Genomic DNA, 25,931 nt, shown 5'->3' with positions numbered 1-25,931 from the left:
TTGCGAAATGGCCATCGGGAAACTGTTCATCGGCCGCAAGGTCCGCGAAATCCGCCAGACAAGCAGCGCCACCCAGGCGCAGTTTGCCGACATGATCGGCATTTCGACCAGCTATCTCAACCAGATCGAAAACAACCAGCGGCCGGTCTCGGCCACCGTGCTGCTGGCGCTTGCGGAAAAATTCGGCATCGACATCACCGAACTGTCGTCCGGCCAGAGCGACCGGCTGCTATCCGCCCTGACCGAGGCGCTATCCGATCCACTGTTCGAAACCTATAGTCCGGGCCTGCAGGAATTGAAGCTGATCACGCAGAATGCGCCGGGTATGGCGCATGCGTTGATTGCGGCGCATCAGGCCTATCGCCGCGGCAACGAGCAATTGGCGAGTTTCGACGACCGGCTGGGATCGGCATCGGCGCAGGAAGCGACTCCCTATGACGAGGTGCGCGACTTCTTCCATTTCGTCGACAACTACATTCACGAGCTGGATCTCGCTGCCGAAGCGCTGGCGATCGAACTGAAGCTGGGCGAGGGGGAAAATCATGCCGCGCTCACCGGCTGTCTCGAGAGCCGGCATGGCGTGCGCGTGGTGCGCGGCGAGGCGGGCGACGAGGCGATCCGCCGGTTTGATCCGGTCGGGCGCATCCTGACGGTTAGCCGCTACGCATCGGCGCCGACCCGCGATTTCCACATCGCCATCCAGATTGCCCAGTTGCACGCCGCCGAAAAGATTGACGCCGTGTTGAAACAGGCAAGTTTTCGATCCGATGAAGCGATCGAGATCTGTCGCATGGGCCTGCACAACTACTTCGCAGGCGCCCTGATCCTGCCTTATCGCAACTTCCATCAGGCGGCGCGCGAATTGCGCCACGATATCGAGCTGATCGCCGCACGGTTCGGCGCCTCGCTGGAGCAGGTCTGTCACCGGCTCTCGATGCTGCAGCGGCCGGGCCTGAAGGGTGTGCCGATCTTCTTTGCCCGGATCGACCGGGCCGGCAATATCACCAAGCGGCATAGCGCGGCACGCCTGCAATTCGCCCGTTTCGGCGCCGCCTGTCCGCTGTGGAATGCGCATCAGGCCTTCGAGATGCCGGGCCGCATCAACCGCCAGCTCGCCGAGACGCCGGACGGCGTGCGTTATCTCTGTCTTGCCACCCAGGTGTCGAAGGGCTCGGTCGGCTTTCGCGCCGCCCAGCCACGCTACGCCTTGGCGTTCGGCTGCGAGATTTCCTATGCCGACCAGTTCGTCTATGCCGATGATCTCGATCTGAGCAACCGCGCGGCCTACGATCCGATCGGCATCTCCTGCCGCATCTGCGAACGCGTCACCTGCACCAGCCGCGCCGTTCCGCCGCTGAAAAGGAAGCTGGTGGTCGATCATCGGGTCAGGAACCCGATGCCGTATGCGATCGAGTGAGAGCTCCCGACCGAGAAGGTTCCGTCTCTCACTTTCTATTTCAAAAAGCCATCGACAATTTTGGGTTGTAAGCTTCGCGCCAGATTGTGCCTCTACCTCTCGCTCAAGAAGTATGAAGCGGAGCGAGGCGATGCAGATCAGTCAGTCTACGAACACCTATGCGGCAAAATCTGCCGGTTTGAGTTCTGCTTCCGGGGCGACGAGCCCGGGTCAGGGTTTTGGCGCGTTTGTGAACAAGCATGACTATGCCTCCAAGGAGAACGGCCTCTTCAAGACCATGCTTATGGACCCCCGGCTTCAGGACAACTACGTGCTGGGCGCTGATGGCGCGTACGAAATCGTGTTCGATCCGGAGGGGTCGCCCCCGGACGAGAATGTGGGCACTTTGTGGATGCTCATCAGAGCGCAAAACAGCGAAGTCGACGTGGAAGTCGAGGCTTCAATTCGCCCTTTCACCACGAACGAGCTGGCTGCTTTTCGGCAGTTAACCGGTTACAATCTGATCGCGTGGGGACATGGTGCAGGTGCAATTGTCGATGACTACGGACGCTCGCCCCCAGTCGAGGAGGGCGATAGGCTCATGGCTGCCTGGCACACCTTTGAAACGGCGCTAGCCTTTGCAGGGCCTGATGCCGAAATCACGATCGCGGATCTGAAAAGCGCGGCCGGTTTGTCCGCCATGGAAGGATGGCGCGACACATCTCTCTGGACCGATTTGATCGACATGATCGACAGCCTTGGTTCTTCCGACAGCCCGCTCGCATCTGGCGCAAGCAGCAATGCAGTGCAAGAGACCGCGACCGAAACTCCAACCGCTACCTTGCCGTTGGACGCCGCATTCGCCTGATCGAGTAGTGTTGTCTGTCTGCGATGGTGTGCTATATTTGTAGCACAACACGGAGGCGACGATGACTGTGACGACAAAGGTGCGCAAGCAGGGCGGGGCTGCCGTGGTGACTATCCCGCCCGCGCTGCTCAAGCTCATGGCTGTCGAGGTGGGTGACCAGCTATCTCTCGACGTCCAGAACGGCGAGCTGGTGGCAAAGCCGCTCCGGGCCGGCGTCAAGCGCTACACATTGGCGGAACTGCTGGTTGGGGCCGAAGAACTCGCCCAACTCAATGCTTCGCTCTCCGAGACGATGGATGGCGATGCGGTTGGTCGAGAGATCGGCTGATGGTCCGGAGCGGTGTTCCTCGCCGTGGCGATGTCTACTGGATCGATCCCAATCCGGTCGCCGGACGTGAAATGAAGAACCGGCACCGGTTCGTCGTGATTACGCCGCATGAAATCAATGTTTTCGGCGTCTGCATGACCGTCCCGGTGACGACCGGGGGAGCCTTCACACGTGATGTAGGCCTAGCGGTGCCAATCCACGGGCACGATACGACCGGTGTTGCGGTGTGCAATCAGGTGCGGAGCTTCGATATTGCAGCCCGAGTGCAGCAGCGTACCGCAAGCTTCATCGAGACGCTGGACAAGGCGACCGTCGATGAAATTGTTGCCCGCGTCGTCAGCGCCATCGATCCTTTGTCTGGCTCGGCTTGAGTAGCGTTCAACCAAACAACCGCTCATCCCTCGCCGCAAAGAAGGCCTCGACGCTTTCTTGCGCCACGTCCTCCAGCCGCGCCGGCGACCATGTCGGATTGCGGTCCTTGTCGATGATTGCGGCCCTTATGCCCTCGTAGAAATCAGGCACCTTCACCACCTGCAGCGTGCCGGCGAATTCGCGTTCGAGGCAGGTCTCGAGATCCGGTGAGCTACGGGCTTCGCGCAGCATCCTGAGTGTCACCTTGAGGCTGGTCGGCGATTTGGCTCGCATGGTGGTGAGGGTTCGGGTGGCGAGCTCTGTGGTTTCGCGGTCCAGAGCGGCGACAATCTCCTCCACCTGATCAAAGGCAAAGCAGCGGTCGATCAGTTGTCGCCCTTCGCAGAAGAGGCCGGTCGGTCCGTCCACGGTATGGTCGCGGATGGTCGAGGCAATGGTCTGGCCGAGCGCCGGCAGCGGCAGCTTGGCGAGCTTGCCGAGAAGCTCGGCGATCCGCTCCTGCGGCACGAACCAGTCGGCGAAACCGGCGCTGATCGCATCGGCGCCGTTGATCGCCTCGCCGGTCAGGGCCATCCAGGTGCCGAGTTCGCCGGGTGCGCGCGACAGGAGAAAACTGGCGCCGATATCGGGGAAGAAGCCGATGCCGGTTTCGGGCATGGCGAGCTTCGTCGTTTCGGTGACGATGCGGTGGCTGCCGTGGCTCGATATGCCGACGCCGCCGCCCATCGTGATGCCGTCCATCACGACGATATAGGGCTTTGCGTAGCGGGCGATGCGGGCGTTCAGCCGATATTCGGCCCTGAGGAAGGCGGAAGCCTTGCCATCGCCGGCCTTGCCGCTCTCGTAGAACATGCGGATGTCGCCACCGGCGCACAAGCCCCTGTCCCCTTCGCCGGTGACCAGAACCGCGGCCACCTGCGGATCGACCTCGAAGGCATCAAGTGCCTTGCCGAAATCCACCACCATGTCATGGGAAAGGCTGTTGAGCACCCGTGGCCGATTGAGCGCGATCAGGCCGAGCGCGCCTTTCCTTGCCGTCAGGATCTCTTCGCCCTGATAGTCCGCCTCCAGATACCGCATGCCATCCTCCCTTGTCTTTCCAGAGAGTTAGATATGCGTCGTCGCTGAAGAGCAAGTGCGTCTATGGTCGCGTTCACCCGACGAGGTGACGCGGGGTGCCGGCGATAAACAGCTCGATGTTCTCGATCAGCTGGTCGGCCAGCGCCTGGATCGCCTCGCGGCTCGCCCATGCGACATGCGGTGTCAGGATCACATTGTCGCGAGAGGCAATGCGCATCATCGGGCTGTCGGTCGCCGGTGGCTCGCCATCGGTGACATCAAAACCGGCGCCGGCGATCTGGCCCTTGTCGAGCGCCTGTTCCAGCGCCAGTTCATCGACCAGTCCGCCACGGCCGGTGTTGATGATCAGCGGCTTCTTCTCCATCAGGGCGAATTCGCGCGCGCCGATAATGCCGCGTGTCTCGGCATTGAGCGGGCAGTGCAGGGTGATGGCGTCGGCGCGACGCATGACCTCGTCGAAGGCGGTCTGTCCCGGCTTCAGCGCATCCGAACCACGGCGGCCGGCGACCAGGACGGTCATGCCGAAGGCCTCGGCGATCCGGCCGACGGATTGCCCCAGCGTGCCGTGGCCGATGATGCCGAGCGTCGAGCCGCCGAGATCGGCGATCGGATGGTCGAAGAAGCAGAATTGCGCCGCTTCCTGCCAGCGACCGTCCAGCACCGACTGTCGATAGGGGATGATCGACCGGCGCAACGCCAGCAGCAGCGCGAACGTGTGTTCCGGTACCGTGTGTTTGGCGTAGTTGCGGATGTTGCAAACCGATACGCCGTTTGCCTTGGCGGCGGCAAGATCGATGATGTCGGTGCCGGTGGCAGACACCGCGATCAGTTTCAACCGGCTGGCCGAGGCCAGGGCATCGGCGCGCACCGGTGCCTTGTTGGTGATGACGATATCGGCATCTTTGATCCGCTCGGCCACCTGATCGGCGCTGGTGCGATCATGCACGATCATTTCATGCGGGAAACCTGGCGCGCGAACCATGGTTTCCGGAGAGAGCGTGTCGCGGTCGAGAAAAACGATGCGGATCATGTTGGAACCCTTGTGACGATGCGGCGCTCGGTTTCGGCACGCTGGCCTCAGTGATAGTCGGGAATACCCGGCATGGTGATAAAACCATCGAGCTTGCGGAAGCGACGCAGCCAGCGGCGCAGGGCCGGAAATTCGTCATGGTCGAGGCCGAAATCGCGCGACAGGGCAAAGCTTGCGATCAGTGCGACATCGGCAATCGTCGGCTGCTCGGCAATGACGAATTCGAAGCCGCGGATCTGTTGCAACGTCATGTGGTCATCGATGATGCGCAGGGCGCGGCGCGCATCGGATATTGTTTGGGGCTTTGCGCCGTTGGGTGTGAACAGCGCCTGTTGCCGGGCGATCACTGCGGCGAACAGCTGGTGCCCGGCAAAGCCCAGCCATTGCTGAAGCAAACCATAGCGCGCCGGGTCCAATGGCAGCCATTGACCCGATGGGTCGTAGGCGCGGGCCAGATAGGCGAGAATCGCCTCGGCTCCTGAAAGCGTGAGGTCACCATCGGACAGGATTGGGAGGGTGCCTGCCGGATTGATCGCCAGCATGTGCGGCTGTTCCTGTTCGCGCCCCGGCTGCATGTCGATGGCAATCGTCTTGTATTGCAGGCCGAGCAGGGAGAGCAGCAGGCGTACGCGGTAGCAACTGTCGTCGAGATCGTAATTGTAAAGAGTGAGCGAAGACATCAGGCGACCCGGATGTAGGAGTTTTCAAGCGCGAAACGAAGCCCAGTCGCCCAGGTCGCCAGTTGTGCACGGGTCTGGTTGTCGGCAGACGCCGAAACGAGAATGTGCAGCGCCGTCCTGTCGGCGTTCAACGGCTGAAACGCGATGACGAGCGTGCTGCCCGCTGCCGTGCGCTGCAGGCAGAGGGGGGAGAGTTCGGCGACTTCGGCGGGTTCCATGTCCGGCGGGCTGACTTCTGCCAAGCGATCGCGACAAAGAGCGAGCGGGGCGTCGACATAGAGGCTACGGACGGAAAGCAGATCCTCCGGCAGGTCGGGCATGGTCGTACGATCCGTGTCTGGCGAGACGGCGGCCCAGATCAGGCCAGCGGCTTCGACCACGGCAAAGGTCGGGACCTTGATGGTCTTGGGCACATCCAGATCCGGATGGGCCGGGATCAGCCGACACTGGCCGGCGTTGTCGTAGCGCCAGCCGTGATAGAGGCAGGCAATCTGGTCGCCGCGCACGAAGCCGAAGCTCAGGCGCATGCCGCGATGCGGACAGCGATCTTCCCAGACATGGGCCTTGCCCTTGTCGTCGCGCCAGACTACATATTCCGCGCCGTCGATGCTGGTGCCGGCGGACGTTCCGGGCTCGATCGATGTCGACAGGGCGACGGGAACCCAAAGGGTGGTGTCGGTCATCTGAAAAATCTCCGGATCAACCATGCGGGTGATCGCTGCGTTCGATATCGATAATGATGCAATCATAGGGGCCGAGGCTGACGGCCATTTCAAAGGCATCGATCAAAGCATCCGGCCCGCGCACCGTCAGCATGCAGGCTTGGGTGTCGCAGATGCCGACGGTGAGCGTCAGGTCGAGCCTCGCCGCCCGATGGCGGGCGAAATCCAGGAAACTCTCGGACATCAGGCTGCCGCGAAAGATGAAATCGCAGGACATACCTGCGCTGTTGCCGCCGCTCGCCTGGGGAATGTTGTTGCCTGCCAATTGTGCTCGCTCTATTTTCGGGCAATCTAGCGGTGGGTTGCGACGGGGTTCAAGCGGAAATTCAGCGCACCCCCAGATGAAGGATCATGACATGGCGGCAGGTGAAATCGATCGGGCATCGCTTGACCAGTGGTACGTGATCGACACCGAGGCGGTCATTCCGGTCGGGCGCTCGTCAAACCGCCTTCTGGGAACGGACCTCACCGTCGTGAAGGAGCAGAATGGCGAGGTCGCGGTGTTTGCCGAAGGCCGCGAAGGCGCCTTGCCGTTGCGCCACCGCTTCGGCTTTCTCTGGACGACGCTGGGCACACCGGAGCGTGAGATCTTTCCCCTGCCGGAGGCAGACGAGCCTGATCGTCGTTACGTGGCCTGCGGCGTGGTGACGGTGAAAGCATCCGGGCTCCGGATCGTCGAGAACTTTCTCGACATGGCGCATTTTCCCTTCGTGCACACGGATGTTCTCGGCGCCGAACCCCATACCGAGGTCGAGCAATATGATGTCGAGATCCGTCGCGACACTGACGAGGTCTGGGCAACAAACTGCAAGTTCTTCCAGCCGCAGGCGGCGCTGTCGGCGACCGATGGCATCACGACGCAATACATGTACCGGGTGATGACGCCGTTCACCACGATCCTCTACAAGACCTGTCCGAACTCCGAGACGCGCTGGGACGTGATCGGGCTGTTCGTGCAGCCCCTCGATCCCGACCGTTGCCGGGCGCATCCGATCATGTATCTGATCGACGATGTTTCAACGACGACGGAGCTGGTGCATTTCCAGCAATTGATCTTCCTGCAGGACAGGATCATCCTGGAAAACCAGCGTCCCGTTCTGCTGCCGCTCGAACCGCGCAAGGAAATCCCGACGCGGGCGGACGCCTCCTCGATCGCCTACAGGCGCTGGCTGAAGGAAAAGGGCGTCACCTACGGCGCAACGACAGCCGCATAGTCAACAAAAAAACCCGGAGGCGGGTGCCTCCGGGCTTCTTGAGCTCATGACCCGATCGGGCCTCAGTTCTTGCTCATCCAGTCGTCGATCTCGCGATCGGCTTCTTCCTGGGTCTTGCCATAGGCTGCCTGGATCTTGCCGGACAGTTCCTTGCGCTTGCCGGCGACCACGTCGAGATCATCGCCGGTGAGCTTGCCCCACTGGGTCTGGGCCTTCCCCTTGAACTGTTCCCAATTGCCTTCAACCTGATTCCAATTCATCGGAAATCTCCCGTGTCTTGTGTTTGATGAGAGGCTCATGTCCTCGGCAGCTACAACGTCCCGCCGCTTGGGAAGTTCCAAAGGCCGCATTTCAAGAAAGGGCATCGACGACGGGAACCAAAACGGCATTTCTGCGTTATTGCCACGAACTTTAGATCATTGTGAACGCTTACGGAGGCTCCGAACATGGCGCTATCGACGACCAGCAAACGAAAGATCGAAGACACGGCAAATGATATTGCCGATCGCATCGAGGCGCTCGCTTCGACCGATGCCTCCGCGACCACCGGTGATATCCAGGTCGAAATCGACAATCTTCGTCGCGATCTTGCATCGCTGACCAAGACGGTCGCTTCGTTTGGCAGCGGCAAGATCCGCGAAGCTGGTAGCATGGCAAGCCAGTTGGGTGCCGATGCTGCCGAAACCTCCACGCAGTATGTCGAAGCGGCGCGCGATACGCTGGTCGGTGTCGAGCAGGACCTGAAGGCCCAGGTGCAGGCTCACCCCTTCCAGTCGCTGGCGATCGCCGCCGGCGTTGGTTACATCTTCGCCTTGCTCAGCCGGCGCTGATCATGCTGCAGTTGATGCAGAGCCTCAGTGTTCTGGCCTTCGGCAAGGTGCGGCCGACGGCCAGACGCGTTGCGCGGTCCCTGATCGGGGCCGTCGTGGCGGGTCTTTTCGGCTTGACCGCCTATATCGCTCTGCTGATCGCGCTCGGCATCTTCTTGTCACGGGAATTTGGTCCGCTGGCAGCCGCGTTGATTGTTGCTGCAGCGACGGCGTTTGTTGCGATCATGGTCGTGGTCGTTATCGGTGCATTCAACCGCCGTTCGGAACGGCGTATCCTGGCCCGGCAACGGGCAGCGCGGGCGCGCTTGCCGGATCCGGTGACCCTCCAGATTTTGGCGGGTCTGCCGACGATGATGCGTGGCAAATCGCTTCTGGCGACGGCGGCCATAGCGGCGGTTGTTTTCGTCCTTGCGAAAAGCCAGGGATCGGGTTCAGCAAGAGATGACGACGATTGAGCGCTCCGTGGCAATCGACATTGAAAATTTCGCGACGGAGTTCCGTCGCGGGATACCCGATGTAAAATCGGTCCGGGACGGTTTTATTGACCGGGGAGGGCCTGCTTACTTCTTCGCCTTGGTCTCTGCTTCGTGCAGTCGCTCGAGGAGGTCGATCAGATGCGACGGCGTGCCTTCTTCGATGATGGTGTCGTAATATCCCCGCAACTTGGAGGCAATGAGCGCATTGGAATTCTGGCCCTTTGTGTCGTCTGATTTGGCTTTTTCAGGCTTGTCTTGCGGGCTTTTGGCCATCTTAATCCAATTCCGTCGGGTCACTTGGCAGGAGCGAATAGCCTGATAACCTTTTTGATGCAAAAAAGTTCCGCCACGATGGAACTTTTTTTTGAACCGAACGTTTTCAGCCGAGTCCGCACCCGTATTTCCATATGCGATTGGAGAAATGCATGTCCCTTACTGCCCGCGTCGCCGTCCATCTTCCCTATCTGAGGCGGTATGCACGCGCCGTTACCGGTTCCCAGACATCGGGCGATGCCTATGTTGCCGCGGTCCTGGAAGCGCTGATTGCCGATATCTCGATTTTCCCGGATACCGGTGATGATCGCGTGGCGCTGTATAACCTGTTCGTGACGATCTATGATTCCACCAAGGTCGAGCTTCCGGCGATCACCTCACCCTTTGCCTGGGAAAAGCGCGCTGCCGCCAATCTTGCCGCCGTGCCGACCCGCGCCCGCCACGCCTTTCTTCTGGTCACGGTCGAGGGTTTCACCTCCGCCGAGGCTGCGGCCGTGCTCGGTGTCAGCGAAGGAGAATTCAACACATTCTTCAACGAAGCGTCGGCTGAGATTTCTCGCCAGGTCGCAACCGATATCATGATCATCGAGGATGAGCCGCTGATCGCGCTCGATATCGAGCAGATGGTGGAAGATCTCGGCCACCGCGTGACGGGCATCGCCCGGACACACAGCGAGGCAGTCGAACTCTACAAGCGCACCAGCCCGAAGATGGTGCTGGCCGATATCCAGCTTGCCGACGGAAGCTCCGGTATCGACGCTGTGAACGATATCCTGAAGGTTGACAGCATTCCGGTGATCTTCATTACGGCCTTCCCCGAGCGCCTGCTGACCGGCGAACGACCGGAACCCGCCTTCCTGGTCACGAAGCCTTTCAATCCGGACATGGTCAAGGCCCTGATCAGCCAGGCTCTGTTCTTCAACGAACAGGTCGCTGAGCAGGCTTAAAGCGCGAACAAACGCAATAAAACAAGGGCTTAGGAGAAAGTGCCGGCGCGTCGCGCGCCGGCGCTGATCCCAAGAACCGAGCAAGGGCGGAGCAGGACACTTGGTACATCGATTGACATGGTTTGAATCTCAGCGCGGCGAGGATCAGTTGCGCGAGTTCTTCATAACCGCCCTCATCGATATGGGTGCCAGTCTGATCCTGCAAGACAAGGACGGCGCCTACGTCTGTATCACCGCGCTGCCGCCGCAATGGCGCCTCGAAGCCGGTGCGCGGCCAACGGATGAATCCATATTCGGTCCTGACATCGGCGCGCGGCTCACGGAAATCAAATCGACATTGGTCAATGTCGGGGACCGGGCCGACCTCGAGATCGAGGCGGGCGATGACAGCTTTTTCGAGTTTCGCTGCAGACTGGTCGAAATGACGGATGGCGAGCTTCATCTGATCACCGTGGTGATTGATCGAACCGAGGATCGGCGCCGTGAGCGTCTCCTGCGGGCTTTGCTGCGGGAAGTCAGCCATCGATCGAAAAATCTGCTGGCGATCATCCAGAGCATCGCGTCGCAGACGGCCCGTTATGCGGGAACGCTCGACATGTTTTTGGGCAAATTCCGCGGACGTCTGCACGCGCTTTCGCAATCGCAGGACCTGATCACCGACAGCAGCTGGCGCGGTGCCTATTTTCGCGATCTGCTGAAGCAGCAGGTCGACCGGTATGTCCAGGAGAATGCTGATCTGGTGCATGTCTCGGGCGACGACGTGCTTCTCACACCCAATGCTTCGCTGCATATCGGTCTTGCCCTGCACGAGCTCGTGGTCAACGCGGTCAGCCACGGTGACTTCCTGCAGAGACGCCGACCGATCGAGGTCAGCTGCACGCGTCTCGACACGCCGGAAGGACCGGTGGTCCGGATACTCTGGGTCGAGCCTTTCGGCATGGCCGAAGCCGAGGATGTCGCTGTGCTCAAGACCAACAGGTTCGGCAGCACGGTGCTCGAGCGCGTGGTGCCGGCCTCCGTCAACGGCACGGCCCAGCACGAGTTTCGCCACAGCGAAGTGCGCTATGAATTGACCTTTCCGCTCGAGATCTTCGACTAGTTGCGATGAACTCATGAACGCCTCAAGGCGTTTACATTCACATTTTCCAGCAATGATGGTGATTGATCATGCGCCTGTTCAGTTGCTCCAACTGTTCAAATGTCGTTCATTTTGAGAATAACGGCTGTGTTACCTGCGGATCGCGTCTGGCTTTCAGGCCGCGCTCGCTGGATATGGTGGCACTTGCGCCCGACGGTGGCGTCATCTCTACGGATGGCTCCGATGACGGTTCGGCAGTGCACCCGTGCGAAAATGCCGATATCGGCGGCTGCAACTGGCTGGTGGATGACAATCATCCGTCGGGCTTTTGCGTCGCCTGCCGGCATAATGTGACCATTCCGGACATATCGATCCCGGAAAACATCGCGAACTGGCAGAAGATCGAGCTTGCCAAACGCAACCTCTTTTACTCGCTGTTGCGTTTCAATCTGCCGTTGACGACGCGCGCGGATGACCCTGAGCAGGGTCTCGGATTTGAGTTCCTGGCCGATGAGGTCATGTCACCCCAGGATGGTCCGGTGTTGACAGGCCACGATGATGGTTTGATCACGCTCAATATTGCCGAGGCGTCCGATGTGGAACGCGAGGCACGGCGGGTTGCGCTGGGAGAGCCGTTTCGCACCCTGCTTGGTCATTTCCGCCACGAGGTCGGACACTACTACTGGAATGTTCTGGTGCGCGACCGTGGCGAATATGATGCGTTTCGCGCCGCCTTTGGCGACGAGCGGGTCGATTATGGCGAGGCGCTCAAGCGTCACTATGCCGAAGGCCCGATGGTCGGCTGGGAACTGAGCTATATCACCGCCTATGCGGCAAGCCATCCCTGGGAGGACTTTGCCGAAACGTTTGCCCACTACTTCCACATTGTCGATGCGCTGGACACGGCCGATGCCTTCGGTCTTAGAACCAATCCCGAAGCGGATACCGATGTCTCGGACCTCACGCTCAGCAGGACCTTCGACAGCTATAGCAGCGGCAGTTCGGAAGCACTGATCCGTGCGTGGGTTCCGCTGACGCTTGCGATCAACAGCATCAATCGCAGCATGGGCCAGCACGACCTTTATCCCTTCATCCTGTCCGAACCGGTGTTCGAAAAGCTCCGGTACATTCATCAACTCATCCGCTCCGGCCGGGTTGCCTGAACCAAGCTCGGGGGAATTTGCCAAAAGCCCCGGAACTTCGGGGTTTTTGCCGCGTTAACGATTAACTAACGCGGAGAACAGTGATGAACACCCTGGCTGCTTTGATGGTAATCGTTGCCTGCCACTCGCAAGACACGACATGTCTGGAAGAGCCGGTGGCGGTCATTTCCTATGAAACCGGTGAAGCATGCCGTACGGCACTTCCGCAGCAAATGCGGGACGCCGAACGTCTGGCCGGCGTGGTTTACGGCGATTGCGTTCCTGTCGACGCAGAGCTGGTGGCTGGTCGAAACATTCACCGCGCGATCGATCCGGCGAAGCTTGCGAGCCTTGACCAGGCGGCAGGCGGTTCCGCAGTTGAGGCGCAGGCGATGATGCCCCAGGTTCCCGCTCGTGTTCCGGTTCCGCTCGATCGTTTTCAGGATGTAGAATGACACATCCCCCTCACGATCCCGAAACGTCGCCTGATCTAGCCGCTGATCGCCAGATGGTCGATCTTAACCAACGCGCCGGCCTGGACATGGATCTGGGTTCGAAAGTGCAGCCCCGCTATGGCGCCGCAACCGTTGCCATCATGGTCTGCATATTGATGGTCATGGTTGCCGCTGTCGTGTGGATTGTCCTTTAGTTTTCTCTGCTGAACAAAAAAGGGCCCTGCAAATGCAGGGCCCTTTTGATTCTGCCGTCTTCTGTCTCAAGCCTTTCGAAACAGGCGCATCGCAAGCGAGATCAGGAATAGGATGATGAAAATGGTAAAAAGGATCTTGGCGATACCGGCGGATGCACCGGCAATACCACCGAAGCCGAGAACGCCGGCGATCAAGGCGACGACGAGGAAGACGAGAGCGTAGTACAGCATGATTTTACTCCTGTTTTGGTGGCAGAAAAACGCCAGAGCCGAAACATTGTTCCATCGTGCATCCGCGCAATCGATCTTCACTTAAAAAAGACATAGGCGAAGGGAACCTATGGTCCTGTCAGCCGTTGTCAGCCCATAAAGAAACAGAGCCGTTGGAACATATGACACATAACTCAAAGAAACCGCCGGTGGCGAACGGGTTGCCTGGCGTCACTGCCGTGCATCCCGGCGTGTCGGCGCAATTGCGTGAGTATTACCAGTCGGTGCAGGAGGAGGGAATACCGGAGCGTTTCCTGAGCCTGCTTGAGCGTCTGGACATGGCTGAGCGACAGGCCGGTGACGGCCATCGGATCAAGGATAGCACACAATGACTGCAGACGACGAAGCGAACCAGCGCGCGTTCAAGCGCGACCTTCTCGCCGCCTTGCCGAACCTGCGCGCTTTCGCCGTTTCGCTGACGGGGCGCCATCACGTGGCAGATGACCTGGTTCAGGACACGATCATGAAGGCGTGGGCCAAGCAGGATCATTTCGAGCCGGGCAGCAATATGAAGGCATGGCTCTTCACCATTCTGCGCAACGAATTCTATTCGCAGATGCGCAAGCGCGGTCGTGAAGTGTCTGACACGGACGGCATTTTCACGTCACAGCTCTCCACTCATCCCCAGCAATATGGTTCAATGGACCTGCAGGACTTCAAGCGTGCACTCGACCAGTTGCCGAGCGACCAGCGTGAGGCGATCATCCTTGTCGGTGCATCGGGCTTTGCCTACGAAGAGGCCGCGGAAATCTGCGGTTGTGCGGTCGGCACGATCAAGAGCCGCATCAACCGCGCTCGCAACAAGCTGCAGGAAATCCTCGGTGTGAGCGGTGAGGGCGATTATGGGCCCGATGCACACAGTTCAGCTGTCACCAAGAAGGCTTTCGCTATCTGACGACGTTTTGCGCTGCCTAGCCCGAGTGACGGCTTCGGCCAAGGCTTCGGGCTGCGGTGGCTTTGTGATGAACGGATAAGCATTCGGCGCGGTGCTCGCGTGCAGAAACTGGTCGTAGGAGGAGAGAAAAACGGGTTCGGCACCGGCCTCCTCGATCATGCGGCCGCGAACAGCATTGAGGTTGTCATTCGGGGCGGCGTCCAGGATGACGATATCGAATTTGGCCTTTGCCAGTTCGCTTTCAAGCCGCGTGAGGGGAACGATGGTCACCTCGCAAGCCAGCGTTTCGGTGAGGATGCGTTCGACCTCCATCGCAATCAGGTATTGGTTCTCGGCGATGAGAACATGAAGCGACGGGTGTGGCATGGACTGTTCCTTTTTCCAGACCCGCTTATGGTGCTGGGCTTCTCCATCGTCATTTAAAAAAGACATGTGCGGCGTTGGTTGTGTTCCTCAGGCGGAACAAACTGGCAAACAATCGAGGTAATCCCATGGCAGGGGAAACTCGCCAAAATCCGGTTCGAGTGAGCTGTTACGAATGTCCTTTGCGGCGGATGCCGCATTTTAGAGAATTCACCGAGGATGAATTGGAGTTTGTCACGCAGTTCAAGCGTGGCGAACTGACGGCGGATGCGGGAACAACTGTCTTGGTCGAAGGCGCGAGAAGCGCTCATCTCTACACCGTGCTCTCCGGATGGGGGTTTCGCTACAAGATTCTTGAGGATGGCCGCAGGCAGATCCTGAACTACGTGGTCCCCGGCGATATGATCGGCCTGCAGGGGGCCGTGATGGCCGAGATGCAGCATTCTGTCGAGGCGATGACGCCGATGAGGCTGTGTGTGTTCGAGCGCAGTCGCCTGTTCAGTCTGTTCGAGCGCCATGCCGGCCTTGGTTTCGATCTGACCTGGCTCGCCTCACGGGAGGAAACAATTCTCGACGAGCATTTGCTGAGCATCGGCCGGCGTTCGGCGCTTGAACGGGCCTCCTACCTGCTGGCCTTCCTGTTCGAGCGCGGACGCCTTGCCGGTCTTCTGGACGAAAGTCGCCGGCATATCCCGATTACCCAGACGCATTTTGCCGATACGCTCGGGCTGTCCATCGTGCACACCAACAAGACGCTGAAAAAACTGTCCGATCGCGGTTACATCCTGTGGCGTGACCGAGGTTGCGAAGTTCTGGATCCGGAAGGTTTACGCGATACCGCGCGCTGGACGCCCGGTGAACCGCGCATGCGTCCATTTCTCTAAAGCGGCGACCAGGTTGGAACGAAATCGGCCGGCTCTTGTCAGAGCCGGCCGATTTCGTGTCGCGCAATGATGTCCCGCCAGTATTGGGTCAGGCGACGATCAGGACACCGGTAAACAAAGCGATGATCAGGACGACCAGGACGATGAAAATCAGGATCTTGGCGATACCTGCGGAGGCGCCTGCCACGCCGCGGAAGCCGAGAAGGCTTGCAACAGCGGCAATCAGAAGCAAGATCAGGATCCAGTGCAGCATGGTCATCTCCGTTTGATTGAATTCGAACGAATAACCCCGCAGCCCGCGCGATTGTTCCATCTGTGCGCTTGTCGCCCGATTGTGCGGCGCAACAAAAATCGTTTTAAGCTATTCCCATTGCGACAAAAACCGTCACTTGCGCACTCAAGTATACTAGACAGCCGCGCGTGCATCTGATCGGTTCCGCCGTGAAGAGTCCCTACGACTTTTGACGGAGGGATTGGCTGATGCAGCGAGGTTCGAGAGGGAGATGGGTTTGAAAATCGGTTCGCCTAGGGAGATTTATGGGGGAGAAGCGCGCGTCGCGATGACGCCGGATAGCGCGGTTCAGTTGCAGAAACTCGGCTATGATTGTTTGATCGAAGCTGGCGCCGGCAAGGCAGCCGGATTTTCGGACGCGGCCTACCGCGCCGTCGGCGTCACCGTTGTCGACAGCGCCGAGGCGCTGTTTTCGACATCGGATGTGATTGCCAAGGTGCGCCCGCCGGAGACCGTGGAGGTCGATCGACTGGCTCCCGGCAAGACGCTGATCTCGTTCTTCTATCCGGCCCAGAACAAGGATCTGCTCGAGCAGGCCAAGTCGACCGGCGCCAATGTCATTGCCATGGACATGGTGCCGCGCATCAGCCGAGCCCAGAAGATGGACGCCCTGTCGTCGATGGCCAATATCGCCGGCTACCGCGCGGTGATCGAGGCTGGCAACAATTTCGGTCGTTTCTTCACCGGCCAGGTCACGGCTGCCGGCAAGGTGCCGCCGGCCAAGGTTCTTGTCATCGGTGCCGGCGTTGCCGGTCTGGCCGCGATCGGCACGGCGACCTCGCTGGGTGCCATCACCTATGCCTTCGACGTGCGCCCGGAAGTGGCCGAACAGATCGAATCGATGGGCGCTCAGTTCGTCTATCTCGAATTCGAAGCGAACCAGGATGGCGCCGCGACCGGTGGTTATGCAGCACCTTCGTCGCCCGAGTTTCGCGAAAAGCAGCTGGCCAAGTTCCGTGAACTGGCGCCCGAGATCGACATTGTCATCACCACGGCGCTGATCCCGGGCCGTGATGCGCCCAAGCTGTGGCTGGCCGACATGGTGGCTGCGATGAAGCCGGGTTCGGTCGTCATCGACCTTGCCGCCGAGCGCGGCGGCAATTGCGACCTGACCGTTGCCGACCAGAAGATCGTGTCGGAGAACGGCGTGACGATCGTCGGCTATACCGACTTTCCGAGCCGCATGGCCGCCCAGGCATCGACGCTTTATTCGACCAATATCCGCCATATGATGACCGACCTGACGCCGGCCAAGGACGGCGCGATCGTGCACAATATGGAAGACGACGTCATCCGCGGTGCGACCATTGCCTTCCAGGGCGAGATTACCTTCCCGCCACCACCGCCGAAGATCCAGGCGATTGCGGCGGCCAAGCCGAAGGAGAAGGTCAAGGAACTGACGCCTGCGGAAAAACGCGCCAAGGAAGTTGCCGCGTTCAAGACGCAGACCCGCAACCAGGTCGGTCTGCTGGTGATATCCACTCTCCTGCTGCTCGTCGTCGGTGCCTATGCGCCGGAAAGTTTCATGAGCCATTTCATCGTCTTCGTTCTCTCCTGCTTCATCGGTTTCTCGGTGATCTGGAATGTCAGCCACTCGCTGCATACCCCGCTGATGGCGGTGACCAATGCCATTTCCGGCATCGTCATTCTGGGTGCGCTGCTGCAGGTTGGCTCCAGCAACTGGCTGGTGGTGATCCTGGCGGCTTTGTCAGTGCTGATCGCGACGATCAACATCGTCGGCGGCTTCCTCGTGACACGGCGCATGCTCGCCATGTTCCAGAAGTCGTGATCGGAGAGGGGAAAAGACTATGACAATCGGTATCGTATCTGCGGCCTATATCGCCGCTGCTGTTCTCTTCATCCTTTCGCTCGGCGGTCTGTCCGGCCAGGAAAGCGCCAAACGCGCCGTCTGGTATGGCATTGTCGGCATGGCGCTTGCCGTCGCCGCCACCGTATTCGGCCCGGGCGTCGGCAACTGGTTCATTATCCTGGTGATGATCGCCGGCGGCTCGGTCATGGGCTACTATGTCGCTGCCCGCGTGCAGATGACGGAAATGCCGCAGCTTGTGGCGGCGCTTCACTCCTTCGTCGGCCTTGCCGCCGTGTTCATCGGCTACAATGCCGAACTGGAACTCGGCACCGTTCTGGCGCTGAAGGCGGCGGGCGGTGACCTGTCGACGTTGGCCGGTTTTGCCGAAAAGCTCGCCCACAAGGATCTGGTGGAAATCGCAATCCTCAAGGTCGAGGTCTTCCTCGGCGTGTTCATCGGTGCGGTTACCTTCACCGGTTCGGTCATCGCCTTCGGCAAGCTTGCCGGCAAGGTCGACGGCAAGGCGAAGAAGCTGCCGGGCGGGCATTTCCTCAATGCAGGGGCGGCGCTGGGCTCGATCATCCTGCTGGTGATGTTCTTCAACGGTGCGGGCATCTGGACGCTGGTTCTGATGACGCTGCTCGCCTTCTTCATCGGCTATCACCTGATCATGGGCATCGGCGGCGCCGATATGCCGGTGGTCGTCTCGATGCTGAACAGCTATTCCGGCTGGGCAGCCGCTGCCATCGGCTTTTCGCTCGGCAACGACTTGTTGATCGTCACCGGTGCGTTGGTCGGCTCCTCGGGTGCGATCCTCTCCTACATTATGTGCAAGGCGATGAACCGCTCCTTCGTCTCGGTTATTCTCGGCGGCTTCGGCGGTACGACGGGACCGGCGATGGAGATCGAGGGCGAACAGATCGCCATCGATGCGGAAGGCGTTGCCAATGCGCTGAACGATGCCGACAGCGTCATCATCGTGCCGGGCTACGGCATGGCGGTTGCCCAGGCACAGCAGGCGGTCTCGGAGTTGACCCGCAAGCTCAGGGCAGCCGGCAAGACCGTGCGCTTCGCCATCCACCCGGTGGCTGGCCGTCTTCCGGGCCATATGAACGTGCTGCTCGCCGAAGCCAAGGTGCCCTATGACATCGTCATGGAAATGGATGAGATCAACGACGATTTCCCGACCACGGACGTCGTCATCGTCATCGGCTCGAACGACATCGTCAACCCGGCGGCCGAGGAGGATCCCAACAGCCCGATCGCCGGCATGCCGGTGCTGCAGGTGTGGAAGGCCAAGCAGGTCTTCGTCTCCAAGCGCGGCCAGGGCACTGGCTATTCCGGCATCGAGAACCCGCTGTTCTACAAGGACAATACACGGATGTTCTACGGTGATGCGAAGAAGTCGGTCAGCGAACTTCTGCCAATGATCAAGTGAGGCGCGTGTCTCGTTGATCTTCAAGAGCCGGGCGGAGACGCCCGGCTTTTTTGTTTAAATGTTGAAATATTGTATTTTTTTGGTAGCAATAGTATTGCCTGTAGTTTTTTCTTATCAGTGTATGAGGTATTCTATGAAATTATGGCTATTATTTCAATGTTCGGCATTTTTCGGGGGAGTGTCACTGCTTATTTTTGTTTTTTGGAGATTTGCGCGAATCAGGAAGGCGCTTGGCGCTCCATTGAGCTACCTTGCAGATGAGTTTGAACTTGTTCCAGTTAGTAGGGCTCAAATAGAAGATGTTCACCCGGATCATCGCATTAGATATTACGAATACTATCGTGCCGAGATTGAGCGTGAAGATACAATTACAAACCAACGCATTGTTTGGTCTTTAACATTTCAGGGTTTTCTTATTAATGCTCTGGCGGTCCTTGTCGGACTTCCTTGGGGCGCGCCAAATGTATTTTTTGCTGCGCGTCTCTGCGCAATGGTCGCTGTGGGCGTGATTGGGTGCAGTGTCAGTCTGATATCGCTTACGGGAATTCTTGCTTCTCGTCAGTCGATCCGACAAGCGACAAAAGAATGGAATCTTAGAAATGTGTACTGGAACCTTTACCCTCTGAGAGTTCCCCAAGCCACAGGTCAAGGTGCGTCATTTTACAAAGGTACCGAGTTCCCTGAAAAAATTCCTCAGTTGTTCTTCTTCATGTGGACGCTATTTCTTTTGGTAATGCTTATTTATTTTGTTGGTAGTGGCTTTGAAATGATGGTGGAAGTCTGGCGGTCCAGTTGGTAGCAGGAAGCTGCTTTCACAGCCTCCTGCCACTGAAATCCTGATTTTAAACATCCGCCTTGAACGTCTGCTTCTGGCTGCCCAGCCCCTCGATGCCGAGCTCGACGACATCACCGGCCTTGAGAAAACGCTGTGGCTTCATGCCGAGGCCGACGCCCGGGGGCGTGCCGGTCGAGATGACGTCGCCGGGGTGCAGCGACATGAACTGGCTGAGATAGGAGACCAGGTGGGCGACGCCGTAGACCATGGTCTTCGACGAGCCGTTCTGCATGGTCAGGCCATTGACCTTCAGCCACATGCCAAGGTTCTGCGGATCGGCGATCTCGTCCTTGGTCACCAGCCATGGTCCGATCGGGCCGAAGGTGTCGCAGGACTTGCCCTTGGTCCACTGGCCGGCACGCTCGGTCTGGAAGGCGCGTTCGGACACGTCGTGCGAGACGCAGTAACCGGCGACATAGTCCATGGCGTCGGCTTCCGAGACATATTTCGCCGTCTTGCCGATGACGACGCCGAGTTCGACCTCCCAGTCGGTCTTCTCAGAGCCGCGCGGGACGAGTACGTCGTCATTCGGACCGCAGATGGCCGAGGTCGCCTTCATGAAGATGACCGGTTCTGGCGGAACCTGCGCGCCGGTTTCGGCGGCGTGGTCGGAATAGTTGAGGCCGATGCAGATGAACTTGCCGGTGCCGGCGACGCAGGCACCGATGCGCTCGCCGCTGATTTCCGGCAGGCTTGCCGGATCAAGGGCGGCGATCCTGGCCAGACCTTCCGGCGAGATGGCGCTGCCGCCAATGTCCGTCACATGACCGGTCAGATCACGGATCTTGCCATCCTTGTCCTGAAGGGCCGGCTTTTCCTGGCCGAGTGGGCCAACGCGCATGAGTTTCATTGGTCTGGTTCCTTTTCTGCTGAGCAGAGTGCGTAAGGCGCTCTCTGCTTAATTGTATGGTTGCGGCTGCATATCGGTCGATATCATCCGGGGGCCTGTCAGATGCCCCAGCCGCCATCGATCGCGTAGGCTTGGCCCGAGGTATAGGTGGCGCCGGCGAGATAGACGGCGAGGTCGGCGATTTCTTCCGGTGTGCCCAGGCGGCCCATCGGCTGGCGGGCGATGAAGGCGGCGCGCGCTTCGTCGTAGTTGCCCTGTGCCTTCATGCGGTCCTGAAGCGACGGGCTTTCGACGGTGCCGGGGCAGATGGCGTTGCAGCGGATGCCCTGCGTGACATAGTCGGCAGCGACGGATTTGGTCAGGCCGATGACGGCGGCCTTGGTGACGGTGTAGGCGCAACGGTTCGGCACGCCTTTGATCGAACTTGCGACCGAGGCCATGTTGATGATCGAACCGTCGCCGCGCTCCAGCATCGAGGGCAACACGGCCCGGATGGTGCGGATCATGGCGCGGACGTTGAGGTCGAAGGCGAAGTCGAGGTCCTTGTCGGCCATGTCGAGAACCGAGCCGGAATGCACGAAACCGGCGCAGTTGAACAGCACGTCGAACGGTCCGGTCGCTGCGATGACGGCGTTCACCGCGTCGTCCTTCAGCACATCCAGAACCCTGGTTTCGATCCCCGTCTCGCCATCGAGGCTCTTTAGGGCTTCGGCATTGATATCCGTGGCGACGACGCTGGCGCCGGCTTTTGCGAATGCGAGTGCGCTGGCGCGGCCGATGCCCTGGCCGGCGGCCGTGACCAGAACGCGTTTATCCTGCAGGGGTAGTCTCATCTTCAATGCATCCTCGTGCTTGCTGTCGAACGACCGGTTGCGGCTGTAAAACGCCTGCTGCCGCGTTCCCCCTCCGGGTTTCCCGTCTTCGACCACTCCCGTTCCCGCACTTGCGCAACACTTGATTGGCGTTGCGGAAAAGCGGGGCTCTCTCCCAAATTGCGTTCATATGGGTTGCATAAAACGATCGCCAATGCGAGCCTAATTCACAGGCAAAGCACTTATTCATAAATCGCCATGGCAAAACAGAGTGCTGGAAAAGGGGTAGGGTTGACCGAGGCCGAGCAAGAACATGACCGATACCGGGCGCCGGCTCTCGACAAGGGGCTCGATATTCTTGAACTGCTGGCCGGTGTCGATGGCGGCCTGACGCAGGCCGAGATCGCCAAGCGGCTGGATCGCAGCCCGAACGAATTCTATCGCATGCTCGATCGCCTCGTGCGCCGCGGCTATGTGGCGCGCCTCGATGGTGATCGGTTTGCACTGACGCTGAAGCTTTTCGGCCTCGCACAGATGCATGTGCCGACACGCCGGCTCGCTTCGTTTGCCATGCCGCTGATGCGGGAATTGGGCGAGACGTCCCATCAGGCCAATCACCTCGTCGTCTATGACCGCGGCCATCCTGTGGTGATTGCCCAGCAGGAAGCGCCGGGATATTGGGGGATTTCGATCCGGATCGGCTCACGTATGGGCTTGTTCGATACCGGGTCCGGGCATGTGCTACTCGCATTTCGCAGCCGGGAAGCGCGGGCGATGATGGTCTGCGAACATGTCGGCAGTGGCGGCGATGGCGATCGCATGACGCCGGCATTCGAAGCGCGGCTGAACCAGGTGGTGACGCGCGGTTACGAGATGATGCCGAGCGCGCAGACCGCGGGTGTCATCAACCTGACGGCGCCGATCGTGATTGCCGACGGAACCGCCATTGCAGCCTTGACGGTGCCTTATATCACCTTGATCAATACGCCAGGCGCGCCGGATATCACCAACACGATCCAGCTGTTGCTCAACACCGCCAAGCGGCTTTCCGATCTTGCCGGGGCCGGCATATCGGGAGAAGAGTAGTTTACCGCAGAATTCTCCGTTTACTAATGGGCAGTTTACGAAATGGCAGTCGGCGCTTTGGAGGAGGCACCTATGATCATCGACACACATCTGCACCTGATCTATCGCGACTGGCTGCGTTATCCCTGGCTGAAGGACGTGCCGGCGCTCGACGCGGACTTTACCTATGAGCGTTATGCGCGCGAGGCGCGGCGGCTTGGTATCAGCGCGATGCTCCATATGGAGGTCGATGTCGATGCCGTCGATATGGCGGCCGAGACGGAGATGGTGCAGTCGATCTCGCACAAGCCCGGCAACATGATCCGTGGCGTGATCGCCGCCTGCCGGCCGGAGGATGAAGATTTCCCCGACTACCTGGAACAGCAGCGCGCCAATCCCTTCGTCAAGGGCTTTCGCCGGGTGCTGCATGTCGTGCCTGACGATGTCTCCGAGGGTGCGCTGTTTCGCGAAAACATCAAGCGCCTGTCCGGCACCGATCTGACCTTCGATCTGTGCATGCTGCCGCACCAGATCGACAAGGCCAAGGCACTGGTCGATCTGGCCCCGGACGTGACCTTTGTCCTTGACCATTGCGGCGTTCCTGACATCAAGGGCCAGGGTTACGACACATGGAAGCAGGGCATCACCCAGATCGCCGCGCGTTCCAATGTCCGCGTCAAGATTTCCGGCATTCCGGCCTATGGCGATCTCGAGAACTGGACGCTCGATGACATGAAGCCCTATTTCGACCATGTGATCGATGCCTTCGGTTTCAATCGCGCGGTCTGGGGCTCGGATTGGCCGGTCTGTACGCTCGGAGGTGGCCTGTCGACCTGGGTTGCGACCACGCAGGCGCTGCTCTCCGGCGTCAGTCTGGAAGACAGGCAGGCGCTGTTTTCGGACAATGCCAAACGCCTGTGGGCGCTGTCCTAGCGGTCTTCCCGTTCGCTGCTGTCGGCCATCATCCGGCGCAGATAGCCGCGCATGGCGATGATCAGCGCTTCGACATCGTCATTGGAGGCAGACTGATCCTGCAATGCGTAGCTTTGCAGGATGATGCCGTCGATGCCGATCAGGATCTGGCGGGCGACGGCGCGACCGATGCGCTTGCGCTCACTGGTGATCTGGTCGTTGTCGGCAAAGACCAGATGGCCATAGAAGTCGATATAGGCATTATACTGGCGTGCCGCGAGCCATTCCGAGCCTTTGGTCCGGAGCGCATACAGGGTCAGCTCGGTCTGGGCGATCTGCTTGGCGCGGGTGTGCTGGATATAGTGCCAGCTGGCGCGGATCAACGCCTCGACCCGGTCTTCCGGATCGTCCGGTAAGGGTTCATCACGCTGATAGGCCTTGTCCATGTCGGCAATCAGGTCTTCGAGCACGGCCAGCAACAGGCTTTCCTTACTGTCGAAGTAATAGTGCAGGGTGGCGAGCTTGACGCCGGCGCTTTCCGCGATGCGGCGGGTGGTGAGCGCGCCCATGCCGCCGTCTTCCAGCGCGTCGAGCGCGCCCTTGATGATCCGGGCGCGTGTCTCTAGACCCTTGCGCGTGGCACCAGCCGGCCGGCCGCGCTGGCTTTCGCCGGCCGCCTCGGTCACCACTGCTGATGCCTGTTTGTCGTCCATCGTCGTCCTTAGCTGACCTGGTAGGTGATACGCCCGTCGCAGATGGTCACAAGCGGCGACAGATCGACAATCCCGGCATGCGGGCAGGTTTCGATGTCGCCCGAAAGCACCACGACGTCGGCATAGTAGCCGGGTTTCAACATGCCCTTGCGGTCTTCCATGAACTCGACCCAGGCGCTGGTGCGGGTATAGGCGACCAGTGTCTGGTCGAGCGTCAGGCGATGATCCGGCATGTCTTGCCGCCACGGCGTGCGGGTCATGGCATCGGTGATGCAGCTCAGCGGTGGCAGCGGCGAGACCGGCCAGTCGGTGGCGAAGACGATCGTGGCCCCGGCATCGACAAGGGTCTTCCAGGCAAAGGCATAGCGCCAGCGCTGTTCGCCGATATAGGTCAGATAGGGTTCGAGCGGCAGGCCGGCCGAGCCCGGCGGATGCGTCGGCTGCATCGAGGCGATGGTGCCGAGTTCGGCAAAACGCGGAATGTCGTCGGGATGCACGACCTCGATATGTTCGATGCGGTTGCGGCTGTCGCGTTTTCCATTGGCCCGGATCGCGGCCTCATAGCCGTCAAGCACCATGCGCACCGCGCCGTCGCCGATGGCATGCACCGTCACCGGCAGCCCGAGACGGTCCGCTTCAATGGCGATGCTGTTGAAATGTTCGGCCGTAAACAGCGGTTCGCCTTTCCAGCCGAGCTTGTGGCTGTAATCGTCGACGAAGACGGCGGTTTCGCCTTCGGTCACGCCATCCATGAACATCTTGACGAAGTTGCAGCGCAGCTTGTCGGATTTGAAGCGCCCGCGCCAGACGGCGGCCTTGTCCTGAAGATCGGAAAGCGGCATGAAATTCTTCATGTGGTAGGGCATGCGGACACGCACAGGCAGCCCTTCGGTGTCCTCGATCTCCTGGAGCATTTCCAGCTGGTAGAGACTGCCATCCATGTTCTGGATCGAGGTGATGCCCTGGGCGGCGCAATAGGCGAGGCCCTTCTTGAGAACCGCAATGTCGGCAGCTCTTTGTTCCGGCGTCACATGGTCCGGGTCGCCACCGGTAGCACTGCCGAGCATTTCGCGGCCGCCGGTTTCGCTCAGCGCCATGACCGGGCTGAACGCATTGGTCTCGCGCAATTCGCCCGCCGCCAGTCCATCATCGCCCATGACGATCTCGTTGCCGATGCCGACGTCGCGGCCGTGCAGGATGCCAGCCTTTTCCAGTGCGATCGTATTGGCCCAGGCGGTGTGGCGGTCGGGTGCCATCATCACGAAGGGGCGATCGGCGATGATCGCATCGAGATGGTGGCGGCTGACGCGCTCTTCTTCCGACAGGATCGTATAGTCGGCGTAGAGCCCTTCCAGCAGGGGCTTGGTAGGGTTTTCGGTGGCGTAGGCGCGTATGGCGGCCTTCAGGGCATCGAAGCCCTTGATCCCCATCAGCGACAATTGGCCGAGGCCGACAGAGCCGCCGAAGATATGCATATGGGCTTCGTTAAAACCCGGAAGGACCGAAGCGCTGCCGGCATCGATCATCCGGGTCGCGGGCACGGAATAGGCCATGATCTCGGCGTCGGTGCCGACTGCGAGAATGCGGTTGCCGGCGAGCGCGATCGCCTGCGCCGTGGGCCTATCGTCATCCATGGTCAGGATGCGTGCATTGTGGATGATGATATCGGCAGTAGTGCTCATGATGTGGTCCCTTTTGCTCTTACCG

34 protein-coding genes are annotated in these 25,931 nt (G+C 59.9%); 20 read left to right on the top strand and 14 right to left on the bottom strand.

Annotation, left to right across the window (positions count from 1 at the left end):
* Window positions 1-7: 7 nt before the first annotated feature.
* The 4 genes from LQ231_RS18085 (at window position 8) to LQ231_RS18070 (ending at window position 2,963) form a co-directional block, all read left to right on the top strand.
* The gene (locus tag LQ231_RS18085; protein ID WP_230172693.1) at window positions 8-1,417 is read left to right on the top strand and encodes an XRE family transcriptional regulator; all 1,410 of its coding nucleotides are present in this window, start codon (window positions 8-10) and stop codon (window positions 1,415-1,417) included.
* A 130-nt stretch (window positions 1,418-1,547) separates the two neighbouring features.
* Window positions 1,548-2,264, top strand: coding sequence for a hypothetical protein (locus tag LQ231_RS18080; protein WP_230172691.1), 717 nt, complete (start codon window positions 1,548-1,550; stop codon window positions 2,262-2,264).
* A gap of 61 nt (window positions 2,265-2,325) precedes the next feature.
* Window positions 2,326-2,592, top strand: coding sequence for a PbsX family transcriptional regulator (locus tag LQ231_RS18075; RefSeq protein WP_230172690.1), 267 nt, complete (start codon window positions 2,326-2,328; stop codon window positions 2,590-2,592).
* A complete protein-coding gene (locus LQ231_RS18070; protein ID WP_230172688.1) occupies window positions 2,592-2,963 on the top strand; it encodes a type II toxin-antitoxin system PemK/MazF family toxin in 372 nt (123 codons plus the stop codon). Before LQ231_RS18075 ends, LQ231_RS18070 begins: the two co-directional genes overlap by 1 nt.
* Window positions 2,964-2,970: 7 nt before the next feature.
* Here LQ231_RS18070 and LQ231_RS18065 read toward each other — a convergent pair whose 3' ends face one another.
* The 5 genes from LQ231_RS18065 to LQ231_RS18045 all read right to left on the bottom strand — a co-directional run bounded on the left by LQ231_RS18065 (window position 2,971) and on the right by LQ231_RS18045 (window position 6,741).
* Complete coding sequence (locus LQ231_RS18065) at window positions 2,971-4,044, bottom strand: enoyl-CoA hydratase/isomerase family protein (protein WP_230172686.1); 1,074 nt, start codon at window positions 4,042-4,044, stop codon at window positions 2,971-2,973.
* A 73-nt stretch (window positions 4,045-4,117) separates the two neighbouring features.
* Window positions 4,118-5,074, bottom strand: a complete 957-nt coding sequence (locus LQ231_RS18060) for a D-2-hydroxyacid dehydrogenase (protein WP_230172685.1) — start codon at window positions 5,072-5,074, stop codon at window positions 4,118-4,120.
* Window positions 5,075-5,121: 47 nt separating this feature from the next.
* Window positions 5,122-5,754: a glutathione S-transferase family protein gene (locus LQ231_RS18055; RefSeq protein ID WP_230172683.1), complete on the bottom strand. Its 633-nt coding sequence runs from the start codon at window positions 5,752-5,754 to the stop codon at window positions 5,122-5,124.
* Window positions 5,754-6,437, bottom strand: a complete 684-nt coding sequence (locus LQ231_RS18050; protein ID WP_230172681.1) for a Rieske (2Fe-2S) protein — start codon at window positions 6,435-6,437, stop codon at window positions 5,754-5,756. Before LQ231_RS18050 ends, LQ231_RS18055 begins: the two co-directional genes overlap by 1 nt.
* Before the next feature lie 16 nt (window positions 6,438-6,453).
* Window positions 6,454-6,741 (bottom strand): hypothetical protein, encoded by a 288-nt coding sequence (locus LQ231_RS18045; RefSeq protein WP_230172679.1) that lies wholly within the window; start codon window positions 6,739-6,741, stop codon window positions 6,454-6,456.
* A gap of 91 nt (window positions 6,742-6,832) precedes the next feature.
* On the opposite strand from LQ231_RS18045, the gene LQ231_RS18040 reads away from it, so the two are divergent.
* Window positions 6,833-7,690, top strand: a complete 858-nt coding sequence (locus tag LQ231_RS18040) for an aromatic ring-hydroxylating dioxygenase subunit alpha (protein ID WP_230172677.1) — start codon at window positions 6,833-6,835, stop codon at window positions 7,688-7,690.
* Between the two features lie 62 nt (window positions 7,691-7,752).
* Here LQ231_RS18040 and LQ231_RS18035 read toward each other — a convergent pair whose 3' ends face one another.
* The gene (locus LQ231_RS18035) at window positions 7,753-7,950 is read right to left on the bottom strand and encodes a CsbD family protein (protein ID WP_007598265.1); all 198 of its coding nucleotides are present in this window, start codon (window positions 7,948-7,950) and stop codon (window positions 7,753-7,755) included.
* Window positions 7,951-8,136: 186 nt separating this feature from the next.
* Here LQ231_RS18035 and LQ231_RS18030 point away from each other — a divergent pair, with 186 nt between their 5' ends.
* Together LQ231_RS18030 and LQ231_RS18025 are read left to right on the top strand one after the other, a co-directional pair.
* Window positions 8,137-8,520, top strand: coding sequence for a DUF883 family protein (locus LQ231_RS18030; RefSeq protein ID WP_113142298.1), 384 nt, complete (start codon window positions 8,137-8,139; stop codon window positions 8,518-8,520).
* A gap of 2 nt (window positions 8,521-8,522) precedes the next feature.
* Complete coding sequence (locus tag LQ231_RS18025) at window positions 8,523-8,975, top strand: hypothetical protein (protein ID WP_230172675.1); 453 nt, start codon at window positions 8,523-8,525, stop codon at window positions 8,973-8,975.
* Between the two features lie 105 nt (window positions 8,976-9,080).
* On the opposite strand, the gene LQ231_RS18020 is transcribed toward LQ231_RS18025, so the two are convergent.
* On the bottom strand, window positions 9,081-9,269 hold the full coding sequence (locus LQ231_RS18020) for a NepR family anti-sigma factor (RefSeq protein ID WP_113142296.1): 189 nt from the start codon (window positions 9,267-9,269) through the stop codon (window positions 9,081-9,083).
* Window positions 9,270-9,421: 152 nt separating this feature from the next.
* Between LQ231_RS18020 and LQ231_RS18015 the strand changes: the two genes are divergently transcribed.
* The 5 genes from LQ231_RS18015 (at window position 9,422) to LQ231_RS17995 (ending at window position 13,085) form a co-directional block, all read left to right on the top strand.
* The gene (locus tag LQ231_RS18015) at window positions 9,422-10,216 is read left to right on the top strand and encodes a response regulator (RefSeq protein WP_113142295.1); all 795 of its coding nucleotides are present in this window, start codon (window positions 9,422-9,424) and stop codon (window positions 10,214-10,216) included.
* 112 nt (window positions 10,217-10,328) lie between these two features.
* Window positions 10,329-11,315 carry a sensor histidine kinase gene (locus LQ231_RS18010; RefSeq protein ID WP_230172673.1) on the top strand — a complete coding sequence of 329 codons (987 nt, stop codon included), beginning with the start codon at window positions 10,329-10,331 and terminating at the stop codon, window positions 11,313-11,315.
* A gap of 68 nt (window positions 11,316-11,383) precedes the next feature.
* Entirely contained in the window at window positions 11,384-12,457 is a 1,074-nt protein-coding gene (locus tag LQ231_RS18005) for a putative zinc-binding metallopeptidase (RefSeq protein ID WP_230172671.1), read from the top strand.
* Window positions 12,458-12,540: 83 nt separating this feature from the next.
* Complete coding sequence (locus LQ231_RS18000; protein ID WP_230172670.1) at window positions 12,541-12,891, top strand: hypothetical protein; 351 nt, start codon at window positions 12,541-12,543, stop codon at window positions 12,889-12,891.
* A complete protein-coding gene (locus LQ231_RS17995; protein WP_230172669.1) occupies window positions 12,888-13,085 on the top strand; it encodes a hypothetical protein in 198 nt (65 codons plus the stop codon). The genes LQ231_RS18000 and LQ231_RS17995 overlap by 4 nt, the downstream gene beginning before the upstream one ends.
* Window positions 13,086-13,151: 66 nt before the next feature.
* Here the strand turns inward: LQ231_RS17995 and LQ231_RS17990 are convergent, their stop codons facing one another.
* Complete coding sequence (locus tag LQ231_RS17990) at window positions 13,152-13,316, bottom strand: DUF1328 domain-containing protein (protein WP_113142290.1); 165 nt, start codon at window positions 13,314-13,316, stop codon at window positions 13,152-13,154.
* Window positions 13,317-13,477: 161 nt separating this feature from the next.
* On the opposite strand from LQ231_RS17990, the gene LQ231_RS17985 reads away from it, so the two are divergent.
* Both LQ231_RS17985 and LQ231_RS17980 read left to right on the top strand, forming a co-directional pair.
* On the top strand, window positions 13,478-13,687 hold the full coding sequence (locus LQ231_RS17985) for a NepR family anti-sigma factor (protein WP_113142289.1): 210 nt from the start codon (window positions 13,478-13,480) through the stop codon (window positions 13,685-13,687).
* Entirely contained in the window at window positions 13,684-14,250 is a 567-nt protein-coding gene (locus tag LQ231_RS17980) for an RNA polymerase sigma factor (RefSeq protein ID WP_113142288.1), read from the top strand. Before LQ231_RS17985 ends, LQ231_RS17980 begins: the two co-directional genes overlap by 4 nt.
* On the opposite strand, the gene LQ231_RS17975 is transcribed toward LQ231_RS17980, so the two are convergent.
* The gene (locus LQ231_RS17975) at window positions 14,218-14,616 is read right to left on the bottom strand and encodes a hypothetical protein (RefSeq protein ID WP_230172668.1); all 399 of its coding nucleotides are present in this window, start codon (window positions 14,614-14,616) and stop codon (window positions 14,218-14,220) included. The genes LQ231_RS17980 and LQ231_RS17975 overlap by 33 nt on opposite strands.
* Window positions 14,617-14,741: 125 nt before the next feature.
* Between LQ231_RS17975 and LQ231_RS17970 the strand changes: the two genes are divergently transcribed.
* Complete coding sequence (locus LQ231_RS17970) at window positions 14,742-15,497, top strand: Crp/Fnr family transcriptional regulator (protein ID WP_230173407.1); 756 nt, start codon at window positions 14,742-14,744, stop codon at window positions 15,495-15,497.
* A gap of 88 nt (window positions 15,498-15,585) precedes the next feature.
* Here the strand turns inward: LQ231_RS17970 and LQ231_RS17965 are convergent, their stop codons facing one another.
* A complete protein-coding gene (locus LQ231_RS17965) occupies window positions 15,586-15,750 on the bottom strand; it encodes a DUF1328 domain-containing protein (protein ID WP_113142550.1) in 165 nt (54 codons plus the stop codon).
* A gap of 256 nt (window positions 15,751-16,006) precedes the next feature.
* On the opposite strand from LQ231_RS17965, the gene LQ231_RS17960 reads away from it, so the two are divergent.
* From LQ231_RS17960 to LQ231_RS17950, 3 genes are all read left to right on the top strand, one after another.
* Window positions 16,007-17,578 (top strand): Re/Si-specific NAD(P)(+) transhydrogenase subunit alpha, encoded by a 1,572-nt coding sequence (locus LQ231_RS17960; RefSeq protein ID WP_230172666.1) that lies wholly within the window; start codon window positions 16,007-16,009, stop codon window positions 17,576-17,578.
* Window positions 17,579-17,597: 19 nt separating this feature from the next.
* Window positions 17,598-19,037 carry an NAD(P)(+) transhydrogenase (Re/Si-specific) subunit beta gene (locus tag LQ231_RS17955; protein WP_230172661.1) on the top strand — a complete coding sequence of 480 codons (1,440 nt, stop codon included), beginning with the start codon at window positions 17,598-17,600 and terminating at the stop codon, window positions 19,035-19,037.
* A 133-nt stretch (window positions 19,038-19,170) separates the two neighbouring features.
* The gene (locus tag LQ231_RS17950) at window positions 19,171-19,836 is read left to right on the top strand and encodes a hypothetical protein (RefSeq protein WP_230172660.1); all 666 of its coding nucleotides are present in this window, start codon (window positions 19,171-19,173) and stop codon (window positions 19,834-19,836) included.
* Between the two features lie 43 nt (window positions 19,837-19,879).
* Here LQ231_RS17950 and LQ231_RS17945 read toward each other — a convergent pair whose 3' ends face one another.
* Window positions 19,880-20,722, bottom strand: a complete 843-nt coding sequence (locus tag LQ231_RS17945; RefSeq protein WP_230172659.1) for a fumarylacetoacetate hydrolase family protein — start codon at window positions 20,720-20,722, stop codon at window positions 19,880-19,882.
* Window positions 20,723-20,820: 98 nt separating this feature from the next.
* A complete protein-coding gene (locus LQ231_RS17940) occupies window positions 20,821-21,555 on the bottom strand; it encodes an SDR family oxidoreductase (protein WP_230172658.1) in 735 nt (244 codons plus the stop codon).
* 237 nt (window positions 21,556-21,792) lie between these two features.
* Between LQ231_RS17940 and LQ231_RS17935 the strand changes: the two genes are divergently transcribed.
* Window positions 21,793-22,620, top strand: coding sequence for an IclR family transcriptional regulator (locus tag LQ231_RS17935; protein ID WP_113142281.1), 828 nt, complete (start codon window positions 21,793-21,795; stop codon window positions 22,618-22,620).
* 72 nt (window positions 22,621-22,692) lie between these two features.
* A complete protein-coding gene (locus LQ231_RS17930; protein WP_230172657.1) occupies window positions 22,693-23,532 on the top strand; it encodes an amidohydrolase in 840 nt (279 codons plus the stop codon).
* On the opposite strand, the gene LQ231_RS17925 is transcribed toward LQ231_RS17930, so the two are convergent.
* Window positions 23,529-24,224 (bottom strand): TetR/AcrR family transcriptional regulator, encoded by a 696-nt coding sequence (locus LQ231_RS17925; RefSeq protein ID WP_113142279.1) that lies wholly within the window; start codon window positions 24,222-24,224, stop codon window positions 23,529-23,531. The genes LQ231_RS17930 and LQ231_RS17925 overlap by 4 nt on opposite strands.
* 8 nt (window positions 24,225-24,232) lie before the next feature.
* On the bottom strand, window positions 24,233-25,906 hold the full coding sequence (locus LQ231_RS17920) for an amidohydrolase (protein ID WP_230172656.1): 1,674 nt from the start codon (window positions 25,904-25,906) through the stop codon (window positions 24,233-24,235).
* Window positions 25,907-25,931 lie beyond the last annotated feature (25 nt).

Origin of the sequence: Rhizobium sp. CECT 9324 (assembly GCF_918741265.1) — a bacterium.
Taxonomy (GTDB): Bacteria; Pseudomonadota; Alphaproteobacteria; order Rhizobiales; family Rhizobiaceae; genus Allorhizobium.
The sequence above is the reverse complement of the archived record's forward strand: the minus strand, read 5'-3'. Positions and strand labels throughout refer to the sequence as shown.